The sequence below is a fragment of the Providencia alcalifaciens genome (genome assembly GCF_915403165.1).
Taxonomy (GTDB): Bacteria; Pseudomonadota; Gammaproteobacteria; order Enterobacterales; family Enterobacteriaceae; genus Providencia; species Providencia alcalifaciens_C.
The window spans coordinates 3,695,111-3,707,352 of sequence record NZ_OU659204.1; the positions used below are offsets into that span (position 1 = coordinate 3,695,111).

11 protein-coding genes are annotated in these 12,242 nt (G+C 42.1%); 1 reads left to right on the plus strand and 10 read right to left on the minus strand.

Annotation, left to right across the window (positions count from 1 at the left end):
- Positions 1-38 precede the first annotated feature (38 nt).
- From LDO73_RS16800 to lptM, 9 genes are all read right to left on the minus strand, one after another.
- A complete protein-coding gene (locus LDO73_RS16800; protein ID WP_224059495.1) occupies positions 39-722 on the minus strand; it encodes a hypothetical protein in 684 nt (227 codons plus the stop codon).
- A 192-nt stretch (positions 723-914) separates the two neighbouring features.
- On the minus strand, positions 915-1,499 hold the full coding sequence (locus LDO73_RS16805) for a 2OG-Fe(II) oxygenase (protein WP_224059496.1): 585 nt from the start codon (positions 1,497-1,499) through the stop codon (positions 915-917).
- 198 nt (positions 1,500-1,697) lie between these two features.
- On the minus strand, positions 1,698-2,489 hold the full coding sequence (locus tag LDO73_RS16810; RefSeq protein ID WP_224059497.1) for a hypothetical protein: 792 nt from the start codon (positions 2,487-2,489) through the stop codon (positions 1,698-1,700).
- Between the two features lie 194 nt (positions 2,490-2,683).
- Positions 2,684-4,846: a DNA helicase II gene (gene uvrD, locus LDO73_RS16815; RefSeq protein ID WP_224059498.1), complete on the minus strand. Its 2,163-nt coding sequence runs from the start codon at positions 4,844-4,846 to the stop codon at positions 2,684-2,686.
- 218 nt (positions 4,847-5,064) lie between these two features.
- Positions 5,065-5,781 (minus strand): 5-amino-6-(5-phospho-D-ribitylamino)uracil phosphatase YigB, encoded by a 717-nt coding sequence (gene yigB / locus LDO73_RS16820; protein WP_224059499.1) that lies wholly within the window; start codon positions 5,779-5,781, stop codon positions 5,065-5,067.
- Entirely contained in the window at positions 5,781-6,710 is a 930-nt protein-coding gene (xerC, locus tag LDO73_RS16825) for a tyrosine recombinase XerC (RefSeq protein ID WP_224059500.1), read from the minus strand. Before xerC ends, yigB begins: the two co-directional genes overlap by 1 nt.
- Positions 6,692-7,396 carry a DUF484 family protein gene (locus LDO73_RS16830; RefSeq protein ID WP_224059501.1) on the minus strand — a complete coding sequence of 235 codons (705 nt, stop codon included), beginning with the start codon at positions 7,394-7,396 and terminating at the stop codon, positions 6,692-6,694. Before LDO73_RS16830 ends, xerC begins: the two co-directional genes overlap by 19 nt.
- A 27-nt stretch (positions 7,397-7,423) precedes the next feature.
- Positions 7,424-8,248: a diaminopimelate epimerase gene (dapF, locus tag LDO73_RS16835; RefSeq protein ID WP_036949260.1), complete on the minus strand. Its 825-nt coding sequence runs from the start codon at positions 8,246-8,248 to the stop codon at positions 7,424-7,426.
- Positions 8,249-8,269: 21 nt separating this feature from the next.
- On the minus strand, positions 8,270-8,449 hold the full coding sequence (lptM, locus tag LDO73_RS16840; protein WP_224059502.1) for an LPS translocon maturation chaperone LptM: 180 nt from the start codon (positions 8,447-8,449) through the stop codon (positions 8,270-8,272).
- Between the two features lie 217 nt (positions 8,450-8,666).
- Here lptM and cyaY point away from each other — a divergent pair, with 217 nt between their 5' ends.
- The gene (gene cyaY / locus LDO73_RS16845) at positions 8,667-8,984 is read left to right on the plus strand and encodes an iron donor protein CyaY (RefSeq protein ID WP_006658190.1); all 318 of its coding nucleotides are present in this window, start codon (positions 8,667-8,669) and stop codon (positions 8,982-8,984) included.
- Positions 8,985-9,064: 80 nt separating this feature from the next.
- On the opposite strand, the gene LDO73_RS16850 is transcribed toward cyaY, so the two are convergent.
- Positions 9,065-11,656, minus strand: coding sequence for a class I adenylate cyclase (locus LDO73_RS16850; RefSeq protein ID WP_224059503.1), 2,592 nt, complete (start codon positions 11,654-11,656; stop codon positions 9,065-9,067).
- Positions 11,657-12,242 lie beyond the last annotated feature (586 nt).

The following is a 12,242-nucleotide window of genomic DNA, read 5'->3' on the forward strand; positions in this document are numbered from 1 at the left end:
GGAAGCCACAGTAAATCTGTGGCTTCCCAATTTACGCCCTAGTAGCAATACTGAGTACCAAGATAAATTTCACAATAAGTAGCATTCGTTTCAAATGCCTTTAGCATTTGGTTATCCATCGAGCTACTCTCTACCGACTCAAGTTGTGCCATTTGTTCAATCATCATCGATGCATTTTCATAGCCATTAAAACAGTCCGAAATTCGCGGCCCATTCATTTTCATTAATGTATCATTTGCAACCTCACTGAATTGAAGATATTGACCATTTAAATCATAAAACTTCTCATCCATTTCCAATTTATTATTATAAAGTGACCATACTGCTTGCTGAATTAACGGCGTTGACGATAGATTTTTTTTAGGGAAAATAGCCGATTTTTGAGGTAGTGAATCTATAATGGATTGTAATTCATTAATAAAATCCACTGCATTTTCTAAATTATCGCTATATTCTAAATCATTCATGTAGTTATCAATTTTTGTTATTGCAGCTTCATAGCTGGAATATCTTTTTTGGTTAATTCTAATATCTCTTTCCGCTTGTGAAATATATCTGTCTGTAGGCTTTTTATCTTTCGTTAAAATTGAACCATCTCTACCAGTGAGCTCTTTTAAATCACTCAAATATTTTTTATGGTTCCCTTCATGTTTTTTAAAAGATTCTTTGTACTCTTCAAAGTTTGATTTAAATTGGTTAAATGCATTTTTTAAATTAATCATATAATTCATCCTTTATTTATATTTAAATTAATAAAAATTCATTATCTTTATGCCAACCAAGATAATAGATTTAAAATAAAGGCAGGTAGTTTAAAAAACAAAATTATTATTTATATATAAGTTGTAGTTTTATTACTATGGTAATTAGTTTACAGCCCACCCCTTTGCAGAGGCGGCATAGACGAGAAAGGGCTACAGTATTTTTTCAGTCAGGAACCAACCGGCAATACTTTCACGCTTTTTTTGGGTAGGTAAAACTTCATGGGGAAAATCTTCAGACATAAAAAATACCATGCGCCCTGCTAGCGGATCTAAGGTGAATAGCTCACTATCCTGCAAGTCATACATCACAATTTCGCCACCATCCCCCTGTTTCCATGATTCATTCATATATAGCACTGTGGTGATTTTACGGCGTCCTTGTCCACGGAAATTATCGACATGCTTTTTGTAGAATCCACCATTAGGATAACGGCAAAAATGGGTTTCAAAATCCCGTAATCCAAGAAATAACTGGCCGTTAAGCGCCTGACGTAAGTTCTCCATTTTATCTAAGTAATGTACGACTGGCTCTCCCATTTCAGGTTCAAGCCACACCGTTTGGTCACCGCGGATAGTTTTATTGCCTTGCAACGTGTCTTGATGACCAATACGTGCATCTTGCAGCGTATCGGGGATACAACGTTTAATAGCCTGAATATCTGACAGGTTCAGAAAATCGTCCCACACATACCAACCCTGAGTGGAAAGTGAATCAATAAGTTTATTGATAGACATGATGAATCTATAGATGGTGATTAGGTAAGATTTTATACTTGATTAGCGGAAAAAATTAAAATAAAAAACGTAAATCTTAATGATTCAATTGGCAAATCAAAGGTAAATATCTCCCTATCAAAGAATCGTCATTCTCGATTGAAAATGGCGCTTAAAAATATTTAAGCGCCAAACAAGACTAAAATTAAGGTGTTATACTTAACTTAGACACGTATATGCATCAGGACAAACACTTAATGTTGGTGCAAGCATACCAAGTGAGCCGCCATTCATGTCTCTCGTAATCGCACTCTCTTTATTCACTGGCATGAAACTCGCTAATTGCTCGCTAATTATATTAACCCCAGATGATTCATTGTACTGATGAACACTCTTCGCATAATCTTGTTGTATGTATTGCTCATCTCTCTGTAGCACTAAAATTTCTCTTTGTGCATCAATCGATGTTCTATCAATATCTTGCATAACGGTTAAGAATGCTGAATTTTCTTGATTAAAATCGCTGACAGATTTTGCAATTATATCTTTCACTTCAGGACTTAATGAATTAATTATTTTATAACTGACATTTTTTTCAGAATATGTTTCAAAATCAAAGAACGCTAAATTTTCTATTTCTTGATAAATACTTTTTATTTCAGAATCTATTGCAGACAAATTCAGCTCATCCGTCACGCGATATTGGTTATCATTAATTTCATTAAATGCTTGATTTATTTTTAATAGACCATTATTGGATGATTCGATAGCTAACTTTTGTTTTGCTATTTTATTATCCATTGATAATTCAATCTTATTTAAAACACCTTTAACATATTTTTTTAATCTATCAGGAACATTATTCATAATTTCCTGATACTTCCCTCTGAATGTATCACGGGCTTTCTCACTACGTATTAGAATATCATTACTTTGCTTTATATTTTCATTCAAGCTATCAATATTAATAAAAGCCTTACTTAATAAATTTAATTCCATATCACTATCCATATCTTAATCCTTTAATTTTCATCAAAACGAAAAATGAATAAAAATATTAAATTAGGTGAAAATAAAAAACAAATATTTAAATTATATATTTATTATATAAAGATAAAGGATAATTATTTTATATAATATAATATTTTTTGGATTTATTTTGGGTTAGCACCGCGATTCTTTGCGGTGCTATATTTAAATTAGGTCTATAGCATTTCTAACCGAGCATAAGACGCCACCAGCCACTTAATCCCTTGCCCTTGGAACGCAATTTGTAGTCGGCAATGCTCACCGCTACCTTCAAGATTAATAATGGTACCTTCACCAAATTTAGGGTGCATCACTCGCTGCCCTAATGCGTAGCCAGAATCATTTTGGCTAATCGGTGTGCCAAGACGCTGATGGCTGACAGGGCGTGAAACAGTGGCTCTTAATCGAACTTCCTCCACACACTCCGTCGGTAGCTCGCCAATAAAGCGTGAAGGACGATGGTAAACTTCCTTACCATATAAGCGACGGCTTTCTGCATAAGTGATTGTCAATTTCACCATCGCGCGGGTAATACCCACATAGGCAAGGCGGCGCTCTTCTTCTAAGCGCCCACTTTCATCCATCGACATTTGGCTTGGGAACATACCTTCTTCCACGCCCACCATAAATACGACAGGGAATTCCAGTCCTTTTGCTGAGTGCAGCGTCATCAATTGCACTGCATCTTGGCTGGCATCCGCTTGGCTTTCACCCGACTCCAACGCCGCATGCGATAAAAATGCCTGCAACGGCATTAAATCTTGGTCTTCATCTTGATAGCTAAAATCGCGGGTTGCGTTGACTAACTCTTCCAAGTTTTCAATTCGCGCTTGAGCTTTTTCGCCTTTTTCCTGCTCATACATCGCTCGCAAACCGGAGTCCTTGATCACCCGATCAGCCTGTACATGCAGTGGCATCTCTTGAGTCTCTTTCGCTAATGCTTCGATTAACTCTAGGAAACGCTCGATAGAGCTTGCCGCCCGACCGCCCAAGACTTGTTCGCGAAGTAAGTACTCACAACTTTCCCATAATGTCAGTTGCTGATCTCGAGCGGTTTGGCGAACGGTATCCAGCGTACGCTCACCAATGCCGCGTGTTGGTGTGTTTACCACACGCTCAAAAGAAGCGTCGTCGTTACGGTTAGCAATTAATCGGAGGTAGGATAATGCATCTTTGATCTCTTGGCGTTCAAAGAAGCGCTGACCACCATAAATACGGTATGCCATCGCGCCTTGAATTAACGCTTCTTCCATCACACGAGATTGAGCGTTACTGCGGTAAAGGATGGCGCAATCTTGCAGCGCACCGCCATTTTCATGCCACTGTTTAATTCGTCCAACCACATAGCGAGCTTCATCAAGCTCATTGAAGGCGCAGTAAAGGGAAATAGGCTCACCATCACCGCCTTCTGTCCATAAATTCTTACCGAGACGGTCGCTGTTATTGGCGATCAGGGTATTTGCTGCTTTCAAAATATTATTGGTAGAGCGGTAGTTTTGCTCAAGACGGATAGTTTCTGCGCCAGGAAAGTCATTCAAGAAACGCTGAATATTTTCAACTTGAGCGCCACGCCAACCATAGATTGACTGGTCATCATCACCCACGATCATCACTTTGCCAGTGTCACCCGCTAACACGCGGATCCACGCATATTGAATGCTGTTGGTATCTTGGAACTCATCCACCAAAATATTGGTAAAACGCTCGCGATAATGTTGAAGAACATGAGGCTTATTCAGCCATAATTCATGAGCGCGTAGCAGTAATTCGGCAAAATCCACCAGCCCTGCACGATCACAGGCTTCTTGATAGGCTTGATACACCTTCAGCCATGTCGCTTCGACTGGATTACCATAACTTTCAACATGCTGGGGACGTAGCCCTTCATCTTTTTTGCCGTTGATGTACCACATTCCCTGACGAGGCGGCCACTGCTTCTCATCAAGATTCATGGCTTTAAGCAGACGACGAATCAAACGGTATTGATCATCACTGTCTAGAATTTGGAAATCTTGCGGCAGATTCGCATCCAAGTAATGCTGGCGAAGTAAACGGTGCGCGAGACCGTGGAAAGTACCGATCCACATACCGCCTTCGCTAGTACCCACCAGCTGATTGATACGATGACGCATTTCTGCGGCAGCTTTGTTGGTAAACGTCACGGCCATAATCGAAAATGGGGAGGCATTCTCCACCGACATAAGCCACGCAATGCGATGAACCAACACGCGTGTTTTACCGCTACCCGCCCCTGCGAGCACCAGTAAATTAGTACGCGGGGCGGCAACCGCTTCGCGCTGTTTGTCATTAAGACCTTCGAGCAGATATGAGACGTCCATAGTTACCATCAAAGCAAGACAGTGGCTATCACCACTGTGAGGTTACTGACAAAGAGGGAGAAAAGCGTGGTTTTTCCCTCTTTGTATTATCAGACGAAAATCAATAACTTGATTTTCCTCGTTTATTTTCATAAACCCAAACAACCATTTCAAACCTGATTGGTTTCGAAATGGTTTAACAGTGGCTATCACCACTGTGTTTTTATACAGAGAAAGGATTATACCAATGACAAGAGAGAATCCAACCGACAAATTTCCACATGAGGCAATATACGCCCCTCTTTCTCATCCATTAACGTCATATGATCTACGTTGAACCAGCAGGCTTGCATACCGCTATTAATCGCCCCTTCGACGTCTGTCAGCAGATTATCCCCAACATGTAAAATAGCGCCCGGCTCGATATTCAAACGCGTAGAGGCAAGGTGATACATATCACAGCATGGTTTAGAACGCCCATCCGGCCCAGCTTTTAATACGAATTGAAAATATTGCCCCAGCCCACATGCTTGCGGTTCTGCGTTACCATTCGTAATCGCCACCAGCGGTAATTTTTCGGCTAACTTTGCTAGCGTTTCATGCGTAGATTGCGGAATGTGAATTTGATTACGCCAGTAGGTAAAGTGCGCCATAATATCGTCCGCACCTTTGAGAGCATCCTCTTTACTGTAACCATAGTGGCACAGCATCATTTTCGACGATAACCAGCGCCAGCGGGTAATATCATGGCGAATATTCGGTTCTTGTTCTTCCACAAGATAGCGAAACGCATAAATGTCATCATTCGTAAAATGATGAAAACGCGGGTCATATTCACGAATAAATCGTAAAACTTCTTCTTCCGTTTTATCAATCACGGGATGGTTGTCGTACAACGTATCATCCAAATCAAACGTCATCGCTTTAATGGGTGATAACGGACGGTAAAAGTGCATTAAGATTTCTCCCTCTTCGCTCGCGGATGTGCCACATCATAAACATTAGCGAGATGTTGGAAATCAAGATGGGTATAGATTTGGGTGGTAGAGAGATTAGCATGACCTAATAACTCTTGTACCCCACGTAAATTACCACTTGATTCGAGAATATGAGTTGCAAAAGAGTGACGTAATTTATGGGGATTGATATGGCTATTCACCGATTGTTTGATACCCCACTGCTCAAACCGCTTTTGCACGTTGCGATTCGAAATACGCTTACCACTTTTTGTGGAAATAAATACCGCGCCATCGACAGGCTCGTACAATTCGCGCATTTCAAGCCAGCGTTTTAGCCAGCTCACGGCCGTTTTTCCTAGGGGGATTTTGCGTTCTTTGCTGCCCTTCCCCATCACCCAAACCTCCCCTAAATTGAGGTCAAGGTGCTTCACATCCAAACCGACCAGTTCAGAGAGACGTAATCCCGCGCCATACATCACTTCCAGCATGGTTCTGTCTCGCACCACGAGCGGGTCGCCACTGTCCATATTCAACAGTTGGGAAACTTCGTCCACATCCATATTTTTAGGCAGGCGTTTTTTGGCTTTAGGGGCATGAATGGTTTTAACTGGGTTTGCTGGTAGTTCACCTTGCTGCACCATCCAATCACAGAAACTACGCAGCGCGGAAAGCCTTAATGCCATGCTCGCTGCTTGCAAGCCTGTTCGGCGGCTCTTCGCAGCAATGTTGCGCCCCACCGTCATATCCAATTGCTGCCATTGGCTCACTTTCAGTTCACCTAAAATTTGGCAAATAGCACCTAATTGGCGGCGATAATTCGTTATCGTGACTGGACTTAACCGGCGTTCAACACGGAGGTAACGCAAGAAGGCTTCCACTTGAATCATCAGCCCTTCTGGCTGAATGTCTACAGGCGTTCTATCCATTGACATAATAACCTCGGTAGAATTTGAGCCACTTTTTCCAGCATCACCGTGCCCATACCCTGTTGATAATGTTCACGATCACGGCTGGTAAATATCACCATGCCAGATTCCCCATGATGCCCAAACAGCGAAATCGCTACTGAGCCCACATTTTGGGCATCAGGAAGTAAAAGCTGGAGCTCTGGCCCATTTAACCGCCCAAGATAATTGAGGTTATCCCCAAAACGCTGAATACGTACTGGGTCAAAAACGCGGCGTGGGAGCACCAATTCGTAGGCATCCAATGGCGCAGATAATCGCCAGCTGTCACTAAACAGGCGTACAGAAGCCCCCGATAGCCCGAGCTTTTTAGCCCAGCGATTCAACACAAACAGCATCTCCCGCAAACTATTTGCGGAAGACATTTCAATGACGAGATAAAGAAGCTCATCGAACAGCTGCCCATTTTCGTGAGCTTGTTCCACCATAAAGCGGATGTCCTGTTCGAGATTTTTGATTTTTTGGCGTTGACGGCTCATTACCAATTCAGGAAGCGAGATAGCCTCCTGAACGGCATGAGGAACCTTGATATGTTCAGCAAGAGACACATTGCGAATAAAGAAATAAGGGTTCTGTTTTAAATATTGCACCACATCTTGCTCATCAATTAACTGAGCAATCTCTGGCACTTGTTCACGCTTATCCATTATTCCCCTCTTTCCACTCAATCAAGATTAAATTTGGATCACTCCATCATAAACATGGGTCGCAGGACCTGTCATATACAGCGGTGATCCTGGGCCTTCCCAACTAATATCGAGGGAACCGCCCGGTAAATCAACACGAACACGGCTAGCTAATAAGCCCTGACCTACGCCCACGGCAACTGCGGCGCATGCACCACTTCCGCACGCTTGGGTTTCCCCCGCACCACGTTCATAAACACGTAAGCGAATATAGTCTGCGCTGACAATTTCCATAAAACCGATGTTGGCACGTTCAGGGAAGCGTTCGTGGCTTTCTAATGCAGGGCCCAACACTTCTACCTCTGCGGTTTGGACACTGTCCACTTGTACCACACAGTGCGGGTTACCCATGGAGACAACCCCCGCAAACACTGTACGTTCTTGAGCCCGAATAATATAGGTCTTTTCCGCTTTGACGGCACGAAACGGGACGTTTTGCGGTTCAAAATCAGGCTCGCCCATATTCACACAAACATCATCATTTTCATTAATTGTGAGAGTCATACGCCCAGACTGGGTGCTCACTTTAATTTTTTGTTTGTTTGTCAGACCTTTTAAACGGACAAAACGTGCAAAACAGCGCGCTCCGTTGCCACATTGTGCAACTTCACTGCCATCTGCGTTAAAAATACGGTAATGGAAATCGAGATCAGGATCATAAGGGGCTTCAACCAGTAAAAGTTGGTCAAAACCGACGCCAGTATGCCTATCCGCTAGGCGACAAATCAGTTCAGGTGAAAAATAAACGTTCTGAGTGACGCCATCCACCACCATAAAATCATTGCCTAAACCATGCATTTTTGAGAACTGCAATTCACGTTCCATAACAGAGGCTTACTGTTTGGTCGCAGCAGGCTCTTGGTTCGAGCTGCTTGGAGCTTTAGATTGCACGTCAGATTTAGCAGGCACCGCTGCATTGTCTTCAGGCGGAAAATACAACGGCCCTTTTAAGCCACAGCCAGAAAGGGTGAATAAAACGAGAAGTGCGCTAAGTCCAAATAAACTTTTTTTCATTATGATGTTTCGCCTGTAAGACTAAATTTTGCAATCTGATATTTCACACAGTAACAGGAGTCGCTTTTCAAATCACGCCTGTTTATCAAACATATTAATATTATATACGTTAAATAATTCAAATGGCATCTCACAAGTAAGATGTACGCCGTTTGACCCCTGAACACATTCAACCCTATAATTTCGCCTAAATAAAAGTATAAACAGGAAATACATCATGAACGATAGCGAATTTCATCAGTTAGCTGAGCAATTGCTCAGCTCGATTGAAGAGCATTTAGATAATTACGATGGCGATGCGGATATTGATAGTGAAATTAATGGCGGCGTCATGACCTTAAGCTTTGAAGATGGCAGCAAAATCATCATCAACAAGCAAGAAGCCTTCCACCAGATCTGGTTAGCAACCAAACAAGGTGGCTATCATTATGATTATAAAGATGGAAAATGGATTTGCGACCGCTCAGGTCAAGAGTTTTTGTCCATGCTGGGCAATGCGATTACCTTCCAAAGCCACTTCCCATTCTCGTTCTAAACACGCACATCAAAAATCACAGGCAGAGTCTATAACTTACTCTGTCTGTTTTTTATCATAATAAAATCAACATAATAAAATTAATAATATTGAGCGTGCTGTTTGGAGTGGTCTAGTTGTTCAGACTGGTTTAATTGTGGTGACGAGGGATATTCATCGTCCTCTTCATCTTCAGTAAATGACCAAGAAGCGTCAGAGAAGACAATAACTTGCTTTTTGCCTTCTTCTTCCACAATTTGATAAAACTGCGGCAAATTGAAATTGATAAAGTTAGCACCGTAGGTAAAACGGTCATGGGAGGAAGAGTAGAATTTGCTGACATCGCGCACTAGCTCTTCTTTGGAACCTTCACAATGAGAGTAAATTTCTACGCGATTAGCTTCATCCAATACGTAAATATTAAACCCTGTATTATCGGGTGTATTTTCAAAGAAAAACTGCACAATCCCTTCGCTGGCATAGCCATCCACAACCGCAGGAAGATGATTATCCCCTTTCGCTTGTAATTTTACCGGCCAACCATGCAATTTGTTATGGGAGATTGCACCGTAGAACTCAACGGCATTTTCGAGTTTTTGTACAGAGACGTTTAAACGCTCGAAGAACAAGCCCCATGTTTGCCCTGCAATGCGTAATGCCTTAAAGCGACCAGGTTCATGGCGATTGCTGGATAAGCGCAATTCAATGCATTCGGACACTAACTGCTGCACGCGAGTACGAATAAGCCCACGTAGATGTTCACTATAACAGAAGACTTCAACCGCTTCAGGCGGTGCAGCATCTTGGTGCATTTTACCAAGGATGGTTTTCAGCGCTTCTAACATGCATTGCTCACCGCTGAAATGTAGGGTCCGAACTTCATTCCATGAATTGCGATACAGAAGATCGATGCTGCTTATCAAACACTGCTGAGATTCACCAAAACTGAAAATATCCAGTTTTCTGAAATCCACATGCACCACCTGCTCAGAATAAACCTGAGTTGGGTCTTTTTCTAAGTTAACGATGATCGCTAAGTGGCGAATTTCACACGGGCTATACAGTGCTTTAGGGGTTGGGGCAGACAATCTTATTGGGAAATGGCTCGATACATCATGCATTAATTCCAATAACTTACGTTCATCACATTGGGATTTACCATGATGCATATGGACTTGCGTATTTTCAGTCAGTAACCCATTAAAATAGGCCCACGCCACCAGCTTATTCAGATAGCGGTTATATTCTAACGGTTGATGACCGATAATCGTGTCGATTTGCGGCGCTTGGTTATACAGATACCAGCCGCTACGATTGGCACGCCCTTCCGGCACATAAATAAATGTCAGGTGCTCTTCGCTAAGATCCGGTGAGATTTGTGGATTTACTAATGTCACTTTACCGGGTAGCGCTTCAAACGCGGCATATAACTTACGGGTTAATACCCCAATATCTTGTGGGCTAGCACTAACACTTAAATTATTACGACGGGCAAATCGAATTAAGTTACGGTAACTTTGCATCATCGTATCGAGCAGCTCATTATGCGCTTCACGCACACGCTCAATTTTCCACTGGCTACGCGTATCTAACAATGCTAGACGCTCGGCGCTCCATCCCCACGACTCCACTAACTGGGACAGTACATCACGTCGCCAACCGGAACATTGGTCACCTTCATCTTCAGAAAGCTTTTCACAGACTTTTAAATAGAAGCAGCGACGAATTAAATCCAAACGCGTGGAATCATTAATTTCGGTCAGATAACGGGTTACGCGCTCCAACATCAAACAGTATGAATCCAATCCATAACAGACGATTTCACCGGCATGTAAATGGCGTTTAAACTCCAACGCTAACAACTTACCGTGCGGATAATCCCAAGAGTAGGACTCCAGTAAAATACTTTTCAGCACCGCTTTATACGGGGAATCAACACTTTTATATAGCTGCCACAAGCTGGCACCAAAGTATTCCGCAGCTGACAATTCACCGAGGCCGCCTAAATCCAGCCATTCGTTCGGTGTCAGTACCCCTTGAGCGTACAATCCCATGACATATTCGTCATAGTGTTGCTCTTCTTCAACAGGTACCATTGTCCATAGCAGACGTTTCCCAGCCATACGCACCGCGGTACGATAAAATTCATCCAACAATAAAATATGTTGTGTGGAACCACAATCTTCACCACCAAGATGCCCGCTCGCATTATGGCGAAAACGGTTTTCATCGATTAAAAATACGGTGACATCAATGCCCAGCGAGGCTGCCCACTGTTCAATTAGCGTACACTTTTTCTGTAAAGATCGTTTTTCTTCGTTATCTAACCAAGAAGGATGACAAACCCACACATCAATATCAGAGCAGTGGCTTTGCCCCACAGAGGAGGTACTACCCATTGAGTAAATGCCTGTAATTGGCAATTCACCATTAGCTTGGTTGTTAATGGATAAGAAGCGTTCGAAAGGTTGTAACCATTTGAGTTGTTCTGTATCTGGCGAGAAAAAACAGACGCCATGAGGGACGTTGCCTTCAATATAACCCGGCATCATTGGATGATGATAATGAAACAAGACCGGCAGCAAGCTGTAAACCTTCGAAAAGGTTTCACTCATAGAAGCCGTCGCGCGTTCCAACCGTAATTGGTTTATCGCATCAAGTCTTTGCTTTAAAGTTTCAATATAGAGGTACAAAGGTTACGCCTGACTGAAAGAATGTAATGACAAACCTGGGGGAATTTTCCCAGCACCCAACAGATAGAGAAAAACTTAAATTACTTTTCAAAGGGATTGTCGGAAACGTGATCAATTTAACACCTTGGAGCAAAAGGGTAAAGTAGATCACATAATTTTTCCCGTCTATTTTTAGTACAGATTGTTTTTCAACATATTGTATAAAAAGACTTTTTATTTTTGTATCGCGGAAATATCCCTTGTTTTTCAATGGAATAATATCACCATCACGAATTGTATAACAAAAAAGCAGCCTTAATCTAAATTCAGCCCAGTGCTGGCAGGGTCTACGCTTACACGCTTCAACAAAATTGCTGCAAAATAATCCCCACTGCAATTCTAAAAAAGCACGAATAGCTAAAGAAATTTGTTATGTAGATCCTTTTTTAAGTCATATTTTTCTAAGAGGCTCACAAAAAAGATGTAAAAAAGCGAACTTCTCTTGATACATCTCATCCGTTCTTTCTTCTTATATCGCTCATTCTGCGACCAACTGGAAAAATTACCGCTAACATGTTAAAACTAACGCCAATTGTATGGTTAATCT

What these genes read in the sequence shown, in the direction of transcription:
- LDO73_RS16800 (WP_224059495.1), bottom strand. Translation starts at nt 722, where the DNA reads ATGATTAATTTAAAAAATGCATTTAACCAATTTAAATCAAACTTTGAA.
- LDO73_RS16805 (WP_224059496.1), bottom strand. Translation starts at nt 1,499, where the DNA reads ATGTCTATCAATAAACTTATTGATTCACTTTCCACTCAGGGTTGGTAT.
- LDO73_RS16810 (WP_224059497.1), bottom strand. Translation starts at nt 2,489, where the DNA reads ATGGATAGTGATATGGAATTAAATTTATTAAGTAAGGCTTTTATTAAT.
- uvrD (WP_224059498.1), bottom strand. Translation starts at nt 4,846, where the DNA reads ATGGACGTCTCATATCTGCTCGAAGGTCTTAATGACAAACAGCGCGAA.
- yigB (WP_224059499.1), bottom strand. Translation starts at nt 5,781, where the DNA reads ATGCACTTTTACCGTCCGTTATCACCCATTAAAGCGATGACGTTTGAT.
- xerC (WP_224059500.1), bottom strand. Translation starts at nt 6,710, where the DNA reads ATGGATAGAACGCCTGTAGACATTCAGCCAGAAGGGCTGATGATTCAA.
- LDO73_RS16830 (WP_224059501.1), bottom strand. Translation starts at nt 7,396, where the DNA reads ATGGATAAGCGTGAACAAGTGCCAGAGATTGCTCAGTTAATTGATGAG.
- lptM (WP_224059502.1), bottom strand. Translation starts at nt 8,449, where the DNA reads ATGAAAAAAAGTTTATTTGGACTTAGCGCACTTCTCGTTTTATTCACC.
- cyaY (WP_006658190.1), top strand. Translation starts at nt 8,667, where the DNA reads ATGAACGATAGCGAATTTCATCAGTTAGCTGAGCAATTGCTCAGCTCG.